This is a genomic window from Phytopseudomonas daroniae (genome assembly GCF_004327275.1).
Lineage (GTDB): Bacteria > Pseudomonadota > Gammaproteobacteria > Pseudomonadales > Pseudomonadaceae > Aquipseudomonas > Aquipseudomonas daroniae.
This window is the reverse complement of the sequence record NZ_QJUJ01000004.1, coordinates 539,219-559,231: the sequence shown is the minus strand read 5'-3', so window position 1 is coordinate 559,231 and position 20,013 is coordinate 539,219. Positions and strand designations below refer to the sequence as shown.

Sequence of the window (20,013 nt, the reverse complement as noted above, 5' to 3'; positions counted from 1 at the left end):
CCCTCCGAGTTCGCCGATCTCGCGCCCGCGAACCGGGCTCGCGTCCGAACAAGATGCTACAAGGCGAAAGCGGCCTTTCGTAGGGTGGACGACGCTTCATCCGTCCACCGCTCTGCAACCGCGATGGTGGATGAAAAGAGCGTCATCCACCCTACGCTCTATCACTGTGGGGGGCTTTAGCCGCGAGCCCTTCGCGCCCTTGACGGCTCAATCGCGGCTAAAGCCCCTCCCACGCAAACTGCAATGCCCGCTCCCGCCACGTTGCAGCCCCTACGCAACCATCGGCGGGCGGCCTCTCAGCCCTGTGGATAACGTGCACGCGGTGTGGCCATCGGCAGCGGGCCGTCACCGATCTGGCGGAACGCGCCTGTCTCGGAATCGTACGCCTTGATCTGACAACTTTCGATGTCATACACCCAGCCGTGGATGAACAACTGCCCGGCGGCCAGGCGTGAGGCCACCGATGGATGGGTACGCAGGTGGTCGAGCTGAGCCACCACGTTTTCTTCGGTGAGCACACCCAGGGTGGTGTGATCGGCGCAGCCGCAGTTGTCCGCGACTACCGTCTTGGCCACTTCGGCATGGCGCAGCCAGGCCTTGACCGTGGGCATGCGCTCGAGGGTGGCAGGATCGAGCACCGCTTTCATCGCGCCACAATCGGAGTGACCGCAGACGATGATGTGCTGTACGCCCAGCGCCGCTACGGCGTACTCGATGGCGGTGGAAACCCCACCGTTCATCTGGCCGTAAGGCGGTACCACATTACCGACGTTGCGGGTCACGAACAGATCGCCCGGCTCGCTCTGGGTAATCAGCTCGGGAACGATGCGCGAATCGGCACAGGTGATGAACATGGCACGCGGTGACTGAGCGTGGGCAAGCTTCTTGAACAGTGCTTGTTGCTGCGGGAACACATCCTGGCGAAAGCGCAGGAAGCCATCGACCAGGTGATCCAGCGCCTCGGCGGCAGAAGCGGCGTTTTTCTCGGATTTGCCATCGGCAGAACGATGATTACCAGGCATAGCGTTACCTCGTTTACGGATGGGGCGAAGCGTATGACAGCGCACAGCTTCCCAGTCGGCAGGATTGTCGACAAGTGGTCGAAGGCTTGGACTGTGCCAAGATCATTCAAGGCACGTCTGCGTGACAAATCTCCGCTCGCCGGGGTGATTGAGGGATGGAAAGCACTGCGCCCGCCCTCCTAGTAGCTAGTAGCCGCCACCACCTTTCTCAGAACAACCCCATCTGCTGTCCCGGCGGGCAGAACTGCGAGCAATCCAGGCTGGCCCGCTTGGTGCCGTCGTAACCGTAACGACGCCGGGCCAGGCGGAAGCGCTGGGCCAGCAGTTCGGCGAAATGGCCCTCGCCCTTCATCCGTGAGCCGAAGCGGCTGTCGTAGTTCTGCCCACCGCGGGATTGGCGAATCAGGCTCATCACATGCTCGGCGCGTTCAGGGAAATGCGTCTGCAGCCACTCCTCGAACAACCCGGCAATCTCCAGCGGCAAACGCAGCAGCACATAACCCGCCGAACTCGCCCCCGCCTCGCGCCCGGCCTCGAGCAGGCGCTCCAGTTCCATGTCATTGATCATCGGAATCATCGGCGCTGCCATCATGCCCACCGGTACGCCGTGCTCATGAAGGGTGCGCATGGCCCGCAGGCGTGCCCGCGGCGCAGCGGTACGCGGCTCCATGATGCGTTTGAGTTCGTCATCCAGGGTGGTGACGCTGAAGGCCACGCTGACCAGATTGAGGCTGGCCAGCTCTTCGAGCAGGTCGAGATCGCGCAGGATCAGTGCGCTCTTGGTGATGATGCTCAGCGGGTGGCGATAGCGCAGAAGGATTTCCAGGGCCTGGCGCGTCAACTGATGCTCACGCTCGATGGGCTGATAGCCATCGGTGTTGATGCCCAGAGCGATGGGTTTGGGCACATAACCCGGCTTGCTCAGTTGCTCCTCGAGGCGCTCGGCCAGGTTGGTCTTGGCGATCAGCTTGGTCTCGAAATCGATGCCCGGCGACAGATCCCAGTAGGCGTGGCTCGGCCTCGCAAAACAATAGATACAGCCGTGTTCACAACCCCGGTAGGGATTCACCGAACGGTCGAACCCCACATCCGGCGAGTTGTTGCGACTGATCACCGTCTTCGCCAACTCATGCCGCACCTCGGTAACGAAGGTCAGCGGTGTCTGTTCCTGATACCAGCCATCGTCCTCGGCCTCGCTCGTGGTAGGCGCGAAGCGGTTGTGGGGTTTGCTGGCGGTGCCGCGACCGCGCGGGGCTGAGGTGGGATTCATGATGGAGGCTCGATAACTGTATATAAATACAGTATTCGCTTACCCGCACAGGTACAAGCCACCTTCGTCGGAAGAGGTTGCCTGAACCGTTCGTCGCCCGCTGCGGTCGCATCTGCACACACCTTCGCATCCTGCCGTGCCGGAGCCCGCATGCCACCCGTATCGATCTTCGCTTCGTCTCGTATTGCCGGGGCCTTGCTGGCATTCGTGCTGCTGGCCGGCTGCGCCGACGAGACGCCGCCCGAGCCACAGCACCCACGGGTCAAGGTGGCGACGGTGAGCCAGGTCGATTACGCGGCGGACGCCACGCTGACCGGCGATATACAGGCACGGGTGCAGACCGATCTGTCGTTCCGCATTGGCGGCAAGATCACCGAGCGCCTGGTCGATGTCGGCGACAGCGTGCAGGCCGGCCAGGTACTGGCCCGGCTCGATCCACAGGATCAACGCAACGCGGTACGTTCCGCCGAGGCCGCCGCCGAAGCCGCTCGGGCCCAGGTAAAACTGAGTGCGGCCAACCTCTGGCGCCAGCAACAGCTGCTGCCCAAGGGATACACCAGCCGCAGCGAATACGACAGCGCCCTGGCCAGCGAACGCAGCGCGCGCAACAGCCTGGCCGCGGCCGAAGCACAACTGGCCGACGCCCGTGAACAAAGCGGCTACACCGAACTGCGCGCCGAGAGCGATGGGGTCATTACCGCCCGCCAGGCCGAGGTGGGCCAGGTGGTGCAGGCGGCCACGCCGATCTTCGGCCTGGCCCGTGAAGGTGAGCGCGACGCGGTGTTCAACGTCTATGAAGCCCTGCTCGTCGAGCCCGGCCAGGCGTTGCGCGTCAGCCTGCTGGACAACCCGGATGTCAGTGCCGAAGGCAAGGTGCGCGAGGTCAATCCCCAGGTGTCGGCGCAGAGCGGCACGCTGCAGGTCAAGGTCGGCCTGGAGCAGGTGCCGGCGGCGATGACCCTGGGTGCCACCGTCAGTGCTCATGTGCGCAACCAGACCAACCGCAGCGTCGAGCTGCCCTGGTCGGCGCTGACCAAGGCCGAGCACGAACCGGCGGTATGGCGGCTTGGCGACGACGATGTCGCGCAGCTGCATCCGGTGCAGGTCGGTCGCTACCTGACCGACAAGGTGATCATTCGCGGCGGCCTGGAAGATGGCGATCGCGTGGTGGTGGCCGGCGGGCAACTGCTGCACCCGGGCCAGAAGGTGGAAGTCGCCGAGGCGCGCGAGCAGGAGGAACAGCCATGAGACCTGCCAGACCGCTGAAAAACTACCTGCGTCGCCAGCACGGCGTTGAAAGCAGCCTCAAAATGCTCATGTACTACTCGTACACTCCGCTTTCTCGGCTACTTTCGCCTTGCGCTGACTTCCTCGCCTACGCTTTTCAACGGCCTGGTACCGGTATCGCCCTGATCGCAGCCGTGCTACTGGCAGGCTGCGCCGAGGAGGAGAAGCCCGAACCGATCCGCCCGGTGCTGTATACCGAGGTGCAACAACAGAACCAGCAGATTCTGGGCCGCTTCGCCGGCACCATCGAGGCTCGGGTGCAGAGCACGCTGGGCTTTCGTGTCGGCGGCCGCGTCGCCCAGCGCCTGGTGGACGCCGGTGCCGAAGTGAAGGCCGGCACGACCCTGGCCACCCTCGACCCGACCGATCAGCAGAACGCCCTGCGTGCCAGCGAAGGCGATCAGGCGCGTAGCGAAGCGCAGTGGATCAACGCCCAGGCCAGTGCCCGCCGCCAGCAGGAACTGTTCGACCGGGGCGTCGGCGCCAAGGCCGTGCTGGAACAGGCGCAGACCGAACTGAGCAGCGCCCGCAGCAACCGCGACCAGGCCGAAGCCGCCACGCGGCAGGCCCGCGACCGGCTCGCCTACGGCACCCTGAACAGCGAATTCGATGCGGTGGTGACGGCCTGGCACGTGGAGGCCGGCCAAGTGGTCGGCGCCGGCCAGGAAGTCGTAACCCTGGCCCGCCCAGACGTCAAGGAGGCGGTTTTCGACCTGCCCGTGGAGCTGGCCGACGCCCTGGACGACGGGGTGAAGTTCAACGTCGTCTCCCAGCTCGACCCGAGCATCGCCACTCGCGGCCACCTCCGCGAGCTGGGGCCGCGTGCCGACGCCGCGACCCGCACCCGCCGCGCGCGCCTGACCCTGGAAGACACGCCCCCCGGCCTGCGCCTGGGCACCGCGGTCGCCATCAGCCTTTCCCGCGAGCAGACGCCGCGCAGCCTGCTGCCGGCAGGTGCGCTGCAGGAGATCGACGGCCAGCCCCGCGTGTGGGTCATCGACACGGCGGCGAAAACCGTGCACCCGCGCGCCGTACGGATAGTCGGCCGCGAAGGTCAACAAATCAGCGTCGAGGGCCTGGCCCCTGGCGACAAAGTGGTCAGCGCCGGCCTGAGCGAGCTCAAGGACGGCCAGGCAGTACGCATCGATGAGGGCGTGGCACCATGAATCAGCAGGCGCCGCGCAAGAACGGCTTCAACCTCTCCGACTGGGCGCTGCGGCATCAGTCGTTCGTCTGGTACCTGCTGTTCGTGTCCCTGCTCATGGGAGTGATTTCCTACATGAACCTGGGCCGCGAGGAAGACCCCTCCTTCACCATCAAGACCATGGTCATCCAGACCCGCTGGCCGGGCGCCACGGTGGACGAGACGCTCAACCAGGTCACCGACCGCATCGAGAAGAAGCTCGAGGAACTGGACTCCCTGGACTACGTGAAGAGCTACACACGGCCCGGCGAGTCGACCATCATGGTGTTCCTGCGCGACACCACCAAGGCCGGCGATATTCCCGACATCTGGTACCAGGTGCGCAAGAAGGTCGACGACATCCGCGGCGAGTTTCCCCAGGGCTTGCAGGGCCCTTCGTTCAACGACGAATTCGGCGATGTGTTCGGCTCCATCTACGCCTTTACCGGCGACGGACTGAGCATGCGGGCCCTGCGCGACTACGTCGAACAGGTGCGTGCCGAGATCCGCAGCGTGCCCGACCTGGGCAAGGTGCAGATGGTCGGCCAGCAGAACGAGGTGTTCTACCTCACTTTCTCGACCCGCAAGCTGGCCGCTCTGGGTATCGACCAGAGCCAGGTTATCCAGAGCCTGCAGGCGCAGAACGCGGTGACGCCCTCCGGCGTGATCGAAGCCGGCCCGGAGCGTATTTCCGTACGCACCAGTGGCCAGTTCGCCTCGGAAGCCGACCTGCGCAACGTCAACCTGCGCCTGGATGATCGTTTCTATCGCCTGACCGATATCGCCGAGATCAGCCGCGGTTATGTCGACCCGCCGCAATCGCTGTTCCGCTTCAACGGCACGCCTGCCATCGGCCTGGCCATCGCCATGCGCGACGGCGGCAACATCCAGACCTTCGGCAAGGCCCTGCACACGCGAATGGACGAGCTGACCGCCGATCTGCCGGTGGGCGTTGGCGTGCATGTGGTGTCGGATCAGGCCGAAGTGGTGGACGAAGCCGTCAGCGGCTTCACCCGCGCACTGTTCGAGGCCGTGCTGATCGTCATGCTGGTCAGCTTCGTCAGCCTCGGCATCCGCGCTGGTCTGGTGGTCGCCTGCTCGATCCCGCTGGTGCTGGCCATGACCTTCATGTTCATGGAGTACAGCGGCATCACCATGCAGCGCATCTCCCTGGGCGCGCTGATCATCGCCCTCGGCCTGCTGGTGGATGACGCCATGATCACCGTCGAGATCATGGTCACGCGCCTGGAAAAAGGCGACTCGCTGCACGACGCCGGCACCTTCGCCTACACCTCCACGGCGTTCCCGATGCTCACCGGCACCCTGGTGACGGTGGCCGGTTTCGTGCCCATCGGCCTCAATGCCAGCTCGGCCGGCGAATACACCTTCACCCTGTTCGCGGTGATCGCCGTGGCGCTGTCGCTATCCTGGTTGGTGGCCGTGGTATTCGCCCCGGTGATCGCCGTGCATATCCTGCCCAAGCGCATGAAGGCCAAGGAAAGCGGCCCGGGACGCATCGCCCGCGCCTTCGACAAGGGCCTGCTGCTGGCCATGCGGCACCGCTGGTGGACGATCGGCCTGACGGTGGCCATGTTCGCCGCCTCTCTGGCAGGCATGACCCTGGTGCAGAGCCAGTTCTTCCCCGCCTCGGATCGCCCGGAAATTCTCGTCGACCTCAACCTGCCGCAAAACGCCTCGATCAACGAGACCCGCGCCCAGGTCGACCGCCTCGAAGCCAGCCTCAAGGACGATCCGGACATCGCCCGCTGGAGCACCTACATCGGCCAGGGCGCCCTGCGCTTCTACCTGCCGCTGGATCAGCAACTGCAGAATCCGTTCTACGCCCAGTTGGTGATCGTCAGCCAGGACATCGACGCCCGCGATCGGCTGGTCGGCAAATTGAAGAAACGCCTGCGCGAAGATTTCGTCGGCATCGGCAGCTTCGTCCAGCCGCTGGAAATGGGCCCGCCGGTAGGTCGGCCGATCCAGTATCGGATCAGCGGCGCGGATGTCGACCAGGTGCGCAAACACGCCCTGGAACTGGCGGCGCTGCTGGACAAGAACCCGGACATCGGCGAAATGGTTTACGACTGGAACGAGCCGGGCAAGGTGCTGCGCATCGACATCGCCCAGGACAAGGCGCGCCAGTTCGGCCTGTCCTCGGAGGACGTCGCCAACCTGCTGAACAGCATCGTCAGCGGCACCACGGTCACCCAGGTCAAGGACGACATCTACCTGATCGACGTGATCGGTCGTGCCGAAGACAGCGAACGCAGCTCACCGCAGACCCTGGAGAACCTGCAGATCGTCACCCCGAGCGGCGTGGCCATTCCGCTGCGCGCCTTCGCCAGCGTGGGCTACGAGCTGGAACAACCGCTGGTCTGGCGCCGCGACCGCAAGCCGACCATCACCCTCAAGGCCGCTGTGGCCAGCGATATCCAGCCGACCGATCTGGTCACCGACCTGGCAGCGGACATCCGCAAATTCTCGGATCAATTACCGAACGGCTACAGCGTCGCCACCGGCGGCACCGTGGAGGAAAGCGGCAAGGCCCAGGGCCCGATCGCCAGCGTGCTGCCACTGATGCTGTTCCTGATGGCCACCTTTCTGATGATCCAGCTGCACAGCGTAGCGAAGACCTTCCTGGTGTTCAGCGTGGCGCCACTGGGGCTGATCGGCGTGGTATTGGCCCTGGTGCCCACCGGCACGCCCATGGGCTTCGTGGCCATCCTCGGCATCCTGGCGCTGATCGGCATCATCATCCGCAACTCGGTGATCCTGGTGACCCAGATCGATGAGTTCGAACGCGCCGGCGACTCGCCCTGGAAAGCGGTGGTCGAAGCCACCCAGCACCGCCGACGGCCGATCCTGCTGACCGCCGCCGCGGCCAGCCTGGGCATGATCCCCATCGCCCGCGAAGTGTTCTGGGGACCGATGGCCTACGCCATGATCGGCGGCATCTTCAGCGCCACCCTGCTGACCCTGCTGTTCCTGCCGGCGTTGTATGTGGCGTGGTATCGCATTCGCGAGGATGATGAAGAGACGCAATCGTAGGGTGGGTGCAAGCGCCACGTCGGTAGCCGGCACAGACAACATTCCCAGGGGCGCTGTAACCCACCACCGACATTGCACCGATAACCCCTGCGGTGGGTTACGGCGCGCGACACCAGCTTCGTCATCGAATACATAGCGCGCCTCCACCCACCCTACGGATCGGACGGCGCACGCATGGCCGTCACACCTTGGCTTGCAAACCCTCGTCCACGGATTCCGGACGCTTGGCATAGCGCTGAGCGAGCACCGCGCAGACCATCAGCTGGATCTGGTGGAACAGCATCATCGGCAGGATCATCAGGCCGATGCTGCTGCCGGCGAACAGCACCTGGGCCATCGGCACGCCAGTCGCCAGGCTCTTTTTCGAGCCGCAAAACAGAATGGTGATACGGTCTTCCACGTTGAAGCCGCACCATTTGCCCAGCAGCGCGGTGATACCCAGCGCCAGGGCCAGCAGCAGGCAGCAGGCGAACACCAGCGCCGCCAGGGTCGGCCAGGACACCTGATTCCACAGACCTTCGACCACCGCCGCACTGAAGGCGGTGTAGACCACCAGCAGGATCGAACTCTGATCGACGTACTTCAGCCAGTTCTTGTTGCGGCCTACCCAGGCGCCGATCCAGCGCCGGGCGATCTGGCCGGCGATGAAGGGCACCAGCAGCTGCAGGGTGATCTTGCCGATGGCATCCAGGGTCGAGCCACCGTCACCGTGCACATCCATCAGCAACGCCACCAGTAACGGCGTGAGGAAGATGCCGAACAGGCTGGAGGCCGCCGCGCTGCAGATCGCCGCGGGAATGTTGCCGCGTGCCAGGGAGGTGAAGGCGATGGCCGACTGCACCGTAGCCGGCAAGGCGCACAGGTAGAGCATGCCGAGGTACAGCTCGGTGCCGATCATTGGCGACAGCAACGGCTTGAGCGCCAGCCCCAGCAGAGGGAAGAGAATGAAGGTGCAGCTGAACACCAGCAGGTGCAGACGCCAGTGGCCGGCACCGGCAACGATGGCCTCACGCGACAGCTTGGCGCCGTGCAGGAAGAACAACAGGGCGATGGCCAGGTTGGTAATCCAGCCGAAGGCCACCGCCGCATCGCCGCTGACGGGCAGGAAGGTGGCGGTGGCGACGACGGCGATCAGGGTCAGCGTGAAGTTGTCGGGCAGCAGACGGGAGCGGGCCATGGGCAGAATTCCGAGCAGACGAAGGCAGGCAGTTGCCATAGAAAGGCGCCCACTCTACCCTGAGCCTTCATTGCCGACTAACGCCATAAAGCCAGATCATGTCGCCTAACGGACACAACGCGATTGCCGAACGCAGTATTCCCCAGTTGCAGCGCCTGCCGCGGCCGCTGTACGCGCGTAATGAATCCCTGCCCCGGCAGACCGGCACGCCGCGTCATAATCACCCGTGGGTGCAGCTGACCTACGCCATCCAGGGCGTGCTGCATGTGCGCACCGCGGTCGGCAGCTTCGTCGCGCCCCCGCAGCGGGCCATCTGGATTCCCGCGGGCCTGGAACACGAGGTGCTGAGCTCGCCGAATACCGAAATGCGCAGCCTCTACCTGGACGACAACCGTGTCGATCCATTGCCCGGCAGTTGCCGCGTGCTCGGTGTGGATGCCCTGACCCGCGAACTGATCCGCAGCTTCTGCGAACTGCCGGTGGAATACGATGAAACGGGCCCGGACGGCCGGCTCGCACAGGTACTGCTCGACCGCCTGCGGGCGGCGCCCGAAGTGCATCTGTCGCTGCCACTGCCGAGCGATGCACGCCTGCGCACGCTGTGCAGTCGCCTACAGAAAAGACCGGATGACGACCGCCCGCTGGCGGCCTGGGGCGAAAACCTCGGCGTGTCGGAAAAGACCCTGAGTCGCCTGTTCCTGCGCGACACCGGCCTGACCTTCCGCGCCTGGCGCCAACGCCTGCGCCTGCTCGGCGCACTGACGCCCCTGGAACAGGGCCAGCGCGTCACCGACGTGGCATTGCTCTGCGGCTACGACTCCACCTCGGCCTTCATCGCCGCGTTTCGCCAGCAGTTCGGCGCCACGCCGGGGGAGTTCTTTCGCGGCTGAGTCAGGAGCCGCGACGAACCTGCAGCGATGAATAACCGTGCTCGCCCGGCGCACCACTGGGTATCGGCCGCCTGTGCGCCGATCACACGGATCACCTACAGCGTTATCGCCACACAGCAGGTGCCACGGGCTTGCCTTCTTAAACGTTTGACCAACACGCCAAGCGCGGCTTTCTTGCCCTGCTGCCAGGCCACTCCACCTCGCGAAGAAGCAAAAAACGCACCACCCCGGTGCAATCAGCACTATCGATGCGCCACATTCTTTCCAGGCTGGCGACGCGACTGAAAAGCTTACCGACGCAGACGGCTAAAGATGCCGGGCGTATCCGGTAAGAGACTCGGATCATGAACCGACTCTCCGGCTGCAAAGCCTCAATATTCAAACGCCTTGGCCGCAATCCTTGTTCAGTACCGGGAAATCGCGATCATGCCTCCTTAATTTCCTGTCAACATGGTCAGCTTTTTGCAGGAATTTCAGCATTCCTCAGGAGAACGTATGAAAGACCTCAATGTGATCATCGCCGGCGCCGGTATAGGCGGCCTTACCGCAGCGACTGCACTGCAGAAAGCAGGATGCCGAGTGCACGCTTATGAACGGGCGACTGAACTGGCGCCCATCGGAGCGGCCATTTCTATCTGGCCAAACGGTGTCAAGGTTCTGCAAGCGCTCGGGCTCGCCGAGGCCATTCGAGACGCGGGCGGTGATATGCGCGCGATGAGCTACAGCGACCAGACAGGAAAACTCCTGACCCGCTTCAGCCTTGGCGCGCTTTACGAACACGTCAATCAGCGCGCCATACCCATCGCCCGCGCTGAACTGCAGCGAATCCTGCTTGAGTCAGTTGGCCTGGAGAGCATCTCGCTCGGGGTGGCGATTGAGGGCTATGAGGAGGACGAAGACGGCGTTTCGGTGAAACTTTCCAGCGGCGAAACGATACGTGGGGATCTGCTGATTGCGGCCAACGGTACGCACTCCACCCTGAGAAACCTCGTCACCGGAAAACAGATTGACCGTCGCTATTGCGGCTATGTGAACTGGAATGGTCGTGTCCGCGCAGACTCAGCGCTGGGCGACGGCCACGAATGGGCACAGTACGTGGGTGAAGATAAGCGGGTGTCTCTAATGCCCATGGGTGGCGGCGAGTTCTATTTCTTCTTCGATGTGCCATTGCCGCAGGGCACGCCCAACATACGTGAGCGCTATCGGGAAGAGCTCAAGGAGCATTTCGCTGGATGGGCGCCCCCCGTCCAACGCCTGATCGAGCAACTGGATCCCGCGATGATCGCGCGGCTGGAGATTTACGACACGGAACGGCTTCCCTGTTTGGTCAGTAAGCGTGTCGCACTGTTAGGCGACTCGGCCCATGCCATGACGCCCAATATAGGCCAGGGCGGCTGCCAGGCAATGGAAGATGCCTGGGTTCTGATGCAGTGCCTGACCTCGTCCAGCCGGGTCGATGAGGCACTCGAAGCCTATCAACACGCGCGCGCCGACCGCGTGGCATCACTCGTCAGCAAAGCGCGAGAGCGAGCCGCGATCATTCATGGTGAAAACCCGCAGGCAACTCAAGCCTGGTATGCGCAGCTGGCCCTGGAAACAGGTGAAGGGATTATCAACGGGCTGGTGAAAACAGTGCAGGGCGGACCTCTGTGAGACTGAACGGCTGCCCACCCCGAGGCCATGCCTGCTCAGATGTTTAAGCATAAGGCAGCCCGTAGACTTTGCGTTGAAGCAGAGACCGTGCACCCACGCAGCCCCTTGAGTGATCAGTGGCAACAGACGCAGATCTCGCTGAAACAGCACCAGCAGGTGTGACCGCCGCTCAGCGACCTTGAGATAGCGTCGCCGTGACAGCTGCTCCCATGCCGCCGCCTTCATCGCCAGCGCGCCCCTCGCGCACCGACAGCAGAGCGCTGCTGCGCCCCCAGCCGCTGTCCGGCTTGGTGCCATAAAGCCTGGCGGACATGAGCCAACGCCACCCGTAGCCAATCAATTGCCCGTGCATGCAGCCCAAGGGCGCTTTCGTCATGTCTTCACGCTCTGCGCCAATCACCGCGTAGTGCCTAGCCACGCGCAGAGCCAGTGCACGCTGCCTCATATAGAGGCAGGACTCTGCGCTGCAGCGAATGCCGGCGGCCAGCAAACGCTGCGCATGTGCTGCCTGAATTGCAGCCCAGGCCGCGGATTGCAAGGGGGTTGCGACTACATGACAGAAATATATCGAGTCCTCCCATGCTTACCTGTCCACTTGGTCAGATATTTGCAATAGCGAAAATACCTGACCATTCGGCCAGAGAAAAAGACCAATAAACACAACTTAGGAGCATCGATGAATCGCACAATGCCGCTGTCCCTACTGCTCGCCGGTAGCCTGCTCAGCACCGCTGATGTTTATGCCGACAGCCCGCTGCTGTGGCAGAACAACAGCCTGTCGTACCTGTATGGCAAGAACTTCAAGGTCGAGGAACCGATCCAGCAGACCGTCACCTTCGAGCACGCCAGCGGCTGGAGTTGGGGCGACATCTTCCTGTTCGTCGACAACAAGTGGTTCAACGGCGAGAGCGGCAATGCCGGCCATACCTACTACGGCGAGTTCAGCCCGCGCCTGTCGCTGGGCAAGATCAGCGGCAGCGACCTGTCCTTCGGCCCGATCCAGGACGTGCTGATCGGCGCCACCTACGAGCGCGGCGAGAACCGCAATCGCAATTACCTGCTGGGCCCGGCGGTGGATCTGAACGTGCCCGGTTTCGACCGCCTGGGCATCAACGTCTATTACCGCAAGCCCGACGGCATCACCGGCAAACCGTCCGGCCAGTGGCAGATCACCCCTACCTGGGCCATCACCATTCCCGTGGGCAAGTCGGACATCCTCATCGACGGCTACATCGATTGGGTGGTCAACGATGCCGGCTCCAAGGCCAGAGGCGATTACCTGGCCAAGAACCTGCACATCAATCCGCAGATCAAGTACGACCTGGGCAAGGCGCTGGACTGGGGTGAGCAGCAAGTCTACGTCGGTATCGAGTACGACTACTGGAGCAACAAATTCGGCATCGAGGACAGCTCGGCCTTCACCACCAACCAGAACACCGCCAGCGCCATGCTCAAGGTGCATTTCTAAGCCAAGGAAAACGCGCCGCTCGCGCGGCGCCGGAGAAGCCTCGATGACAGCATCCATCCCACCACGGCGCCTGCTCGCCGCCACCGGCAAATGGCTTGGCGCCCTGGGTCTGGCCGGGCTGATGGCCAGCGCCCAGGCCGCCGCCCTGACGCCCGTCAAATTCACCCTCGACTGGCGTTTCGAGGGCCCTTCCGCCCCGTTCCTGCTGGCCGCGCAGAAAGGCTACTTCGCCGAAGAGGGCCTGGAGGTGAGCATCGACGCCGGCAATGGCTCGGCCGGTGCGGTCACCCGGGTCGCCACCGGCGCCTACGACATCGGCTTCGCCGATTTCAACGCCCTGATCGAATACAGCGCGGGCAACCCGCAGACGCCGCTCAAGGCCGTGTACATGGTCTACAACAACACCCCGGCGGCGGTGTTCGCGCTGAAGTCCTCGGGCATCGCCAGCCCCGCCGACCTCAAGGGCAAGACCCTCGCCGCGCCGGTGTTCGATGCCGGACGCAAGGCCTGGCCAGCCTTCGCCCGGCACAATGGCCTGGCAACGGACGACGTGACCTGGCAGAGCGTCGACCCGGCGATCCGCGAGACCCTGCTGGCCCGCGGCCAGGTGGACGCCATCACCGGTTTCTACTTCACCAGCCTGCTCAACCTGCAGGCCCGCGGGGTCAAGCCGGAGGACATCGTCAGCCTGCCGTATCCGCAGTACGGCGTGGAGCTGTATGGCAACGCCATCATCGCCAGCGACAAGCTGCTGCAGGACAAACCCGAACTGGTCAAAGGCTTCCTGCGCGCCTTCAACAAGGCCCTGCAGGAAACCCTGACCGATCCCGACAGCGCCGTGGCCTACGTGGTCAAGCAGGATCCCCTGGCCAAGGCCGACCTGGAGCTGAGCCGCCTGCAGCTGGCCCTGGACGCCAACGTGGCCACCGACGAAGTGCGCGAAATCGGCCTCGGCGCGGTGAAGGCCGAGCGCCTGCAGCGCGCCATCGAGGAAGCCGTCAGCGCCTATGGCCTGCAAAACGTCCCCACGGCAGACAGCCTGTTCGACGCCGCCTACCTGCCCGCCGCGGCGGATCGCCAACTGCCCTGAAAGCCGTCCCCGGCGTCGCCTGCCGCGCCGGGGATGCAGCACAGCCCGAGAGTGTTCCATGGAATTCGTCAAATTTGAGAACGTCAGCCTGGCCTACAACGAAGGCGGGCCGCTGGCCATCGAGCAGATCGACATCACGGTGCGCGAGAACGAGTTCGTCGCCGTGGTCGGCCCGTCCGGCTGTGGCAAGTCGACGCTGATGAAGCTGGTGTCCGGCCTGCGCGAACCCAGCGCCGGCTATGTCTACCTGGGCGGCCGCCAGATCGGCGGCCCGCAGAAATGCATCGGCATGGCCTTCCAGGCCTCCAACCTGCTGCCCTGGCGCACCACCCTGCAGAACGTCATGTTGCCGCTGGAGATCGTCGAGCCGTACCGCTCCAACCTGCGCCGCGAACGCAAGGCCTACGAGCAGCAGGCCCGCGACCTGCTGGCGCGGGTCGGCCTGGCCGGCTACGAGGACAAGTTTCCCTGGGAGCTGTCCGGCGGCATGCAGCAGCGCGCCTCGATCTGCCGCGCACTGATCCACAAACCGCGCCTGCTGATGCTCGACGAACCCTTCGGCGCCCTCGACGCCTTCACCCGCGAGGAACTCTGGTGCCTGCTGCAGGAGCTGTGGCGCAGCGAGCCGTTCACCGTGATCCTGGTGACCCACGACCTGCGCGAAGCGGTGTTCCTCGCCGACACCGTGTACGTGATGAGCAAGCGCCCCGGGCGCATCCTGCTGCGCAAGCCCATCGAACTGGCGCGCCCGCGCACCCTGGAAGCCACCTACAGCGAAGCCTTCGCCGCCGACGTGCACCTGCTGCGCGAACAGATCGGGCGTATCCGCGAGTCCTGAACCTCCACGAGATCCACTGCCATGCTCACTGAAAAACAACTGATCCGTCTGGCGCCCTGGCTGGTCATCCTGTTCCTGCTGATCCTCTGGGAAGCCATCTGCACCGGCTTCAAGGTGCCCGAATACCTGTTCCCCGCCCCGAGCGCGGTGTGGCAGGCCGGCCTGGCGCGCTGGGAACCGATCCTCATGCATGCCACGCAAACCCTCTTCACCACCCTGGCCGGCTTCGCCATCGCCGTGGCCGTGGGCCTGCTGCTGGGCATCGCGGTGGGCCTGTCGCCGCTGGTGTACAAGGCGCTGTATCCGCTGCTGGTGGGTTTCAACAGCATCCCCAAGGTGGCCTTCGTGCCGGTACTGGTGGTGTGGTTCGGCATCGGTACGGTGCCGGCGATCCTCACCGCCTTCCTGATCTCCTTCTTCCCCATCCTGGTCAACGTCGCCACCGGCCTGGCCACCCTGGAGCCGGAACTGGAGGACGTGCTGCGCTCGCTCGGCGCCTCGCGCCTGGACATCCTGCGCAAGGTCGGCCTGCCGCGGGCCATGCCGTACTTCTTCGCCTCGCTGAAGGTGGCCATCACCCTGGCCTTCGTCGGCTCGGTGATCTCCGAGACCGTGGCCTCCAACCTCGGCATCGGCTACCTGATGATGGCCGCCAGCTCGTCCATGGACATGGCCCTGGTGTTCGCCGGGCTGATCGTCATCGGCGCCATGGGCGTGGTGATGTACGAGCTGTTCGCCTTCTTCGAGAAGCGCCTGACGGGCTGGGCGCACCGTGGCGAAAGCAGCGCCCTGTAAATCAATGGCCGGGAACCAGAACGCCCACAAGCCGTTCTGGTGCTGGCCACATGGCCGAGCTCATGGTTGTGCGGCCGTACCTATCGCAGTTGTAGTTGCTCCTGATGAAAAATAGCCACTGAGCCTGGCCATCAAATCGGTCAATTTTTCGCGTGTCTTCGACGCCCCTGGATCAGCAGACAGGGTCAACACTGAGCTGGCTAACCTGAACACGACCTCAGAGGAGCCTGCCCATGGCCGCTACCCGTATCTGGATCAAGAACCCCCTTGCCGTCTTCACCGCCAACGATCAGGACGCCAGCGCCGGACTGGTGATCGAAAACGGCGTGATCGCCGAACTGCTGGGCGCGGGACAATCGCCCAGCGCACCCTGCGATCAGGTGTTCGACGCCAGCCAGCATGTGCTGCTGCCCGGCTTGATCAACACCCATCACCACTTCTACCAGACCCTTACCCGCGCCTGGGCGCCGGTGGTCAACCAGCCGCTGTTCCCCTGGCTGAAGACGCTCTACCCCGTGTGGGCACGGCTGACCCCGGAAAAACTCGCGGTGGCCAGCAGCGTCGCGCTCGCCGAGTTGCTGCTGTCCGGCTGCACCACCGCGGCAGACCATCACTATCTGTTTCCGGATGGTCTGGAAGACGCCATCGACGTGCAGGTCGAGGCGGTTCGTGCACTGGGCATGCGCGCCATGCTGACCCGTGGTTCGATGAGCCTCGGCGAGAGGGACGGCGGCCTACCCCCGCAGCAGACGGTGCAAGAAGGTCAGGTGATCCTCGACGACAGCCTGCGGCTGATCCGCTGCTATCACCAACGCGGCGACGGCGCACAGGTGCAGATCGCCCTGGCTCCCTGCTCGCCGTTCTCGGTAACTACCGAGATCATGAGCGCCAGCGCCGCGCTATCCGCGGCCGAGGATGTGCGCCTGCACACCCACCTCGCCGAGACGCTGGACGAGGAGGATTTCTGCCTGCAGCGCTTCGGCCTGCGCACCGTGGACTATCTGGACAGCGTCGGCTGGCTCGGCCCGCGTACCTGGCTGGCCCACGGCATCCACTTCAACCCGGACGAGATCGCCCGCCTTGGCGCTGCCGGCACCGGCATCTGCCATTGCCCGAGTTCAAACATGCGCCTGGCCTCGGGGATCTGCCCGACCGTCGACCTGCAAGCGGCCGGCGCGCCGATCGGCCTGGGCGTTGACGGCTCGGCCTCCAACGACGCCTCCAACATGATTCTCGAAGCCAAACAGGCGTTGTACCTGCAGCGCCTGCGCTACGGCGCCGAGCGGATCACCCCGGAGCTGGCGCTGGGCTGGGCCACGCGCGGTTCGGCGCGCCTGCTCGGACGCAGCGACATTGGTGAATTGGCGGTAGGCAAGCAGGCGGATCTGGCGCTATTCAAGCTCGATGAACTGCGCTTCTCCGGCAGCCATGACCCGCTCTCGGCGCTGCTGCTGTGCGGCGCCGACCGCGCCGACCGGGTGATGATCGGTGGCCAGTGGCGAGTGATCGACGGCCAGATCGACGGTCTCGACCTGCTGGCGCTGATAGCCCAACACCGGCAGGCGGCAAAAGCACTGATCGGCGGGTGATGCGAACACTGCAGCGTGTCGGGCAACGCGAATACGGTCACCAGCAGGTCATGTTTTGCTCTCTGCACAACGCGAGCAGGGAGCGAGAGACCTTTGGGATCGATGCTTGCCACGCACCAGCGCATGGCGACCCGTGCTGCCCATGCACCAGTCCGGCACATCGCGGCGTACGCGCGGCCGGGTTCGCAGGCGTCGTACTGGCGCTGCCGGTTTTTGTCTAGTTGGTCAGCTTTTTGCAGTCATCCGAAAGCCCAAGGGCAGCCACGCAAAATAGACGAACAAGGAGCCTCACCTATCATGCAGAAGAAGTCGAACAAAGCCATGCTACGCGCACTCGTCGCCGCCCTCGGATTCAGCGCCACGCTCGGGGCCTACGCCGCCGACCCGCTGAAAGTCGGTTTCGTCTACGTTGGCCCGGTTGGTGACCACGGCTGGACCTATCAGCACGAACAAGGCCGTCAGGAGTTGATCAAGCATTTCGGCGACAAGGTACAAACCAGCTTCGTCGAGAACGTGGCCGAGGGCGCTGACGCCGAGCGCGTGATACGCAACATGGCCAAGGGTGGCTACGACCTGGTGTTCACGACCTCCTTCGGTTACATGAACCCCACTGCCAAAGTCGCCAAGCAGTTTCCCAAGGTCACTTTCGAGCATGCCACCGGTTACAAACAGGACAAAAACCTCGGCACTTATCTGGCCACGTCCTATGAAGGCCGTTACGTCGGTGGCTTCCTCGCCGCCAAAATGACCAAGACCAAGAAGATCGGCTATATCGCCTCTTTCCCGATTCCAGAGGTGATCCGCGACATCAACTCGATCCAGCTGGCACTCGACAAATACAACCCCGGGACGGAAATCAAAGTGGTGTGGGTCAACTCCTGGTTCGACCCGGGCAAGGAAGCCGACGCCGCCAACGCGCTGATCGACCAGGGTGTCGATGTGGTGTTCCAGCACACCGACAGCCCGGCACCGATCCAGACCGCCGAGCGCCGTGGCGTCTACTCCGTGGGCTATGCCTCGGACATGGGCCACTTCGGACCGAAGGCCGTGCTGACCTCCATCGTCAACAATTGGGGCCCGCACTACATCAAGTCGACCCAGGCCGTGATCGACGGCAACTGGAAGTCGCAGGATTACTGGGGCGGCCTGGCTGATGGCACCATCCAGCTGCCGATCAGCGACTTGGTACCGGCCGACGTGAAAGCCGAAGCCGAGGCGATCATCGCCGACATCAAGACAGGAGCCTTCCACCCGTTCACCGGCCCGATCATGGATCAGAGCGGCGCAGTCAGGATCCCGGCCGGGACTACCGCCAGCAACGCCGAACTGGCGGGCATGGACTACTACGTCAAAGGCATTGGCGCACAAATCCCGAAATAAGCCCCCCTGCAGGTATGACCCTGGCTGCGCTACACGCAGCCAGGTGGACTCAGGAGCGATACGCGCCGCCCCAGCGCAAGCATGACCGCGCCCCAATGGCGGACTGCAATTGCGCCCCTTCGCTGCCCTGGGAACGAGAACACTCGCAGCACCGCCCCACCAGGAGCAACCATGAACGCACTGCCGATCATCGATATTTCTCCCCTGTATAGCGCCGACCAATCCGGCTGGCCGACCGTCGCCAGGCAAATCGACCAGGCTTGTCGCGAGTGGGGTTTCTTCTATATCGAAGGCCACCCGATCAGTTCCGCGCGCATCGCCGAACTGAAAGCCGCCGCCATCGACTTCTTCGCCCTTGCGACCGAGGAAAAGCTGAGCATCGACATCACCCAGAGCCGGCATCACCGTGGCTATGGCGCCATTGCCACCGAGCAGCTCGACCCGAGCAAGCCGTGTGACCTGAAAGAAACCTTCGACATGGGGCTCAACCTGCCCGCAGGACACCCCGATGTGCTCGCTGGCAAACCGCTGCGCGGGCCAAACCGCTATCCACGCATCACTGGCTGGCAGGCGCTGCTGGAGCAGCACTACCTGGACATGCACGAACTGTCGAAAACCCTGCTGCGAGCCATGGCCGTGGCGTTGGGCATTGAACGCGACTTCTTCGACCGGCGCTTCGAGCAGCCGATCAGCGTGCTGCGGATGATCCACTACCCGCCTAGCCAGACAGCCAACTGCAGCGAACAGCAAGGTGCCGGGGCGCATACCGACTATGGCTGCGTGACCCTGCTGTACCAGGACAGCGTCGGCGGCCTGCAAGTGCAGAATGTTCGGGGCGAGTGGATCGACGCCCCCCCCATCGATGGCACCTTCGTGGTCAACATCGGCGACATGATGGCGCGCTGGAGCAATGACAATTACAAGTCCACCCCACACCGGGTGATCAGCTCTCAGGGTATCGATCGCTATTCGATGCCATTTTTCGCCGAACCGCATCCGGATACCGAAATCAGCTGCCTGCCGGGCTGCCTGGACAGCGCACACCCAGCCAAATACGCCCCCATATCCTGCAGCGACTACATGCTCTCGCGTTTCGCCGAAACCTATGCCTATCGCCGTGACACGGATCAGGCCGCCGCCAGCAGCCCCTGACGCGCAACGGCGGCCTGTCGCCTGCATGCAGCCGCCCGTAGCGGTCTCGAAGGCATGCACCGGCCTGCAACCGTCACCGAACCGAAAAGCGCCAGAATCAGTCTCGCCGCAGCCCTGCCGACCGCCGCCGAACGGCGGCAAAACGCGGCCTTGATTCGTCAGGTT

16 protein-coding genes are annotated in these 20,013 nt (G+C 64.0%); 12 read left to right on the top strand and 4 right to left on the bottom strand.

The window, feature by feature from the left end; translation table 11 throughout:
- Positions 1-296 precede the first annotated feature (296 nt).
- Entirely contained in the window at positions 297-1,022 is a 726-nt protein-coding gene (locus DNK10_RS13355) for a carbonic anhydrase (protein WP_131179257.1), read from the bottom strand.
- Positions 1,023-1,230: 208 nt separating this feature from the next.
- Positions 1,231-2,292: a PA0069 family radical SAM protein gene (locus DNK10_RS13350; RefSeq protein ID WP_131179258.1), complete on the bottom strand. Its 1,062-nt coding sequence runs from the start codon at positions 2,290-2,292 to the stop codon at positions 1,231-1,233.
- 150 nt (positions 2,293-2,442) lie between these two features.
- Here DNK10_RS13350 and DNK10_RS13345 point away from each other — a divergent pair, with 150 nt between their 5' ends.
- The 3 genes from DNK10_RS13345 to DNK10_RS13335 are packed head-to-tail and all read left to right on the top strand — an operon-like array spanning position 2,443 to position 7,816.
- Positions 2,443-3,540, top strand: coding sequence for an efflux RND transporter periplasmic adaptor subunit (locus DNK10_RS13345; protein WP_131191884.1), 1,098 nt, complete (start codon positions 2,443-2,445; stop codon positions 3,538-3,540).
- Complete coding sequence (locus DNK10_RS13340; protein ID WP_244216252.1) at positions 3,537-4,745, top strand: efflux RND transporter periplasmic adaptor subunit; 1,209 nt, start codon at positions 3,537-3,539, stop codon at positions 4,743-4,745. The genes DNK10_RS13345 and DNK10_RS13340 overlap by 4 nt, the downstream gene beginning before the upstream one ends.
- Positions 4,742-7,816, top strand: a complete 3,075-nt coding sequence (locus DNK10_RS13335) for an efflux RND transporter permease subunit (protein ID WP_131191883.1) — start codon at positions 4,742-4,744, stop codon at positions 7,814-7,816. The genes DNK10_RS13340 and DNK10_RS13335 overlap by 4 nt, the downstream gene beginning before the upstream one ends.
- A 181-nt stretch (positions 7,817-7,997) precedes the next feature.
- On the opposite strand, the gene DNK10_RS13330 is transcribed toward DNK10_RS13335, so the two are convergent.
- Positions 7,998-8,993, bottom strand: a complete 996-nt coding sequence (locus DNK10_RS13330; protein WP_131179261.1) for a bile acid:sodium symporter family protein — start codon at positions 8,991-8,993, stop codon at positions 7,998-8,000.
- Positions 8,994-9,091: 98 nt separating this feature from the next.
- On the opposite strand from DNK10_RS13330, the gene DNK10_RS13325 reads away from it, so the two are divergent.
- Entirely contained in the window at positions 9,092-9,883 is a 792-nt protein-coding gene (locus DNK10_RS13325) for an AraC family transcriptional regulator (RefSeq protein WP_131191882.1), read from the top strand.
- A gap of 495 nt (positions 9,884-10,378) precedes the next feature.
- The gene (gene hpxO / locus DNK10_RS13320) at positions 10,379-11,536 is read left to right on the top strand and encodes an FAD-dependent urate hydroxylase HpxO (protein ID WP_131191881.1); all 1,158 of its coding nucleotides are present in this window, start codon (positions 10,379-10,381) and stop codon (positions 11,534-11,536) included.
- A 169-nt stretch (positions 11,537-11,705) separates the two neighbouring features.
- Here hpxO and DNK10_RS25885 read toward each other — a convergent pair whose 3' ends face one another.
- Positions 11,706-11,849, bottom strand: a complete 144-nt coding sequence (locus tag DNK10_RS25885) for a hypothetical protein (protein WP_165495983.1) — start codon at positions 11,847-11,849, stop codon at positions 11,706-11,708.
- A gap of 363 nt (positions 11,850-12,212) precedes the next feature.
- Here DNK10_RS25885 and DNK10_RS13315 point away from each other — a divergent pair, with 363 nt between their 5' ends.
- From DNK10_RS13315 to DNK10_RS13285, 7 genes are all read left to right on the top strand, one after another.
- Positions 12,213-13,004 carry an outer membrane protein OmpK gene (locus tag DNK10_RS13315; protein ID WP_131191880.1) on the top strand — a complete coding sequence of 264 codons (792 nt, stop codon included), beginning with the start codon at positions 12,213-12,215 and terminating at the stop codon, positions 13,002-13,004.
- Between the two features lie 43 nt (positions 13,005-13,047).
- Complete coding sequence (locus DNK10_RS13310; RefSeq protein ID WP_131191879.1) at positions 13,048-14,094, top strand: ABC transporter substrate-binding protein; 1,047 nt, start codon at positions 13,048-13,050, stop codon at positions 14,092-14,094.
- Positions 14,095-14,152: 58 nt separating this feature from the next.
- Complete coding sequence (locus DNK10_RS13305) at positions 14,153-14,932, top strand: ABC transporter ATP-binding protein (protein ID WP_131191878.1); 780 nt, start codon at positions 14,153-14,155, stop codon at positions 14,930-14,932.
- A 21-nt stretch (positions 14,933-14,953) separates the two neighbouring features.
- Positions 14,954-15,727, top strand: coding sequence for an ABC transporter permease (locus tag DNK10_RS13300; protein WP_131191877.1), 774 nt, complete (start codon positions 14,954-14,956; stop codon positions 15,725-15,727).
- 233 nt (positions 15,728-15,960) lie between these two features.
- The gene (locus DNK10_RS13295; protein ID WP_131191876.1) at positions 15,961-17,316 is read left to right on the top strand and encodes an 8-oxoguanine deaminase; all 1,356 of its coding nucleotides are present in this window, start codon (positions 15,961-15,963) and stop codon (positions 17,314-17,316) included.
- Between the two features lie 297 nt (positions 17,317-17,613).
- Entirely contained in the window at positions 17,614-18,696 is a 1,083-nt protein-coding gene (locus DNK10_RS13290) for a BMP family ABC transporter substrate-binding protein (protein WP_131191875.1), read from the top strand.
- A gap of 171 nt (positions 18,697-18,867) precedes the next feature.
- The gene (locus DNK10_RS13285; RefSeq protein ID WP_131191874.1) at positions 18,868-19,848 is read left to right on the top strand and encodes an isopenicillin N synthase family dioxygenase; all 981 of its coding nucleotides are present in this window, start codon (positions 18,868-18,870) and stop codon (positions 19,846-19,848) included.
- Positions 19,849-20,013 lie beyond the last annotated feature (165 nt).

Bases quoted from the DNA above. Each gene is read 5' to 3' on its own strand.
- DNK10_RS13355 (WP_131179257.1), bottom strand. From the start codon at position 1,022: ATGCCTGGTAATCATCGTTCTGCCGATGGCAAATCCGAGAAAAACGCC.
- DNK10_RS13350 (WP_131179258.1), bottom strand. From the start codon at position 2,292: ATGAATCCCACCTCAGCCCCGCGCGGTCGCGGCACCGCCAGCAAACCC.
- DNK10_RS13345 (WP_131191884.1), top strand. From the start codon at position 2,443: ATGCCACCCGTATCGATCTTCGCTTCGTCTCGTATTGCCGGGGCCTTG.
- DNK10_RS13340 (WP_244216252.1), top strand. From the start codon at position 3,537: ATGAGACCTGCCAGACCGCTGAAAAACTACCTGCGTCGCCAGCACGGC.
- DNK10_RS13335 (WP_131191883.1), top strand. From the start codon at position 4,742: ATGAATCAGCAGGCGCCGCGCAAGAACGGCTTCAACCTCTCCGACTGG.
- DNK10_RS13330 (WP_131179261.1), bottom strand. From the start codon at position 8,993: ATGGCCCGCTCCCGTCTGCTGCCCGACAACTTCACGCTGACCCTGATC.
- DNK10_RS13325 (WP_131191882.1), top strand. From the start codon at position 9,092: ATGTCGCCTAACGGACACAACGCGATTGCCGAACGCAGTATTCCCCAG.
- hpxO (WP_131191881.1), top strand. From the start codon at position 10,379: ATGAAAGACCTCAATGTGATCATCGCCGGCGCCGGTATAGGCGGCCTT.
- DNK10_RS25885 (WP_165495983.1), bottom strand. From the start codon at position 11,849: ATGTCCGCCAGGCTTTATGGCACCAAGCCGGACAGCGGCTGGGGGCGC.
- DNK10_RS13315 (WP_131191880.1), top strand. From the start codon at position 12,213: ATGAATCGCACAATGCCGCTGTCCCTACTGCTCGCCGGTAGCCTGCTC.
- DNK10_RS13310 (WP_131191879.1), top strand. From the start codon at position 13,048: ATGACAGCATCCATCCCACCACGGCGCCTGCTCGCCGCCACCGGCAAA.
- DNK10_RS13305 (WP_131191878.1), top strand. From the start codon at position 14,153: ATGGAATTCGTCAAATTTGAGAACGTCAGCCTGGCCTACAACGAAGGC.
- DNK10_RS13300 (WP_131191877.1), top strand. From the start codon at position 14,954: ATGCTCACTGAAAAACAACTGATCCGTCTGGCGCCCTGGCTGGTCATC.
- DNK10_RS13295 (WP_131191876.1), top strand. From the start codon at position 15,961: ATGGCCGCTACCCGTATCTGGATCAAGAACCCCCTTGCCGTCTTCACC.
- DNK10_RS13290 (WP_131191875.1), top strand. From the start codon at position 17,614: ATGCAGAAGAAGTCGAACAAAGCCATGCTACGCGCACTCGTCGCCGCC.
- DNK10_RS13285 (WP_131191874.1), top strand. From the start codon at position 18,868: ATGAACGCACTGCCGATCATCGATATTTCTCCCCTGTATAGCGCCGAC.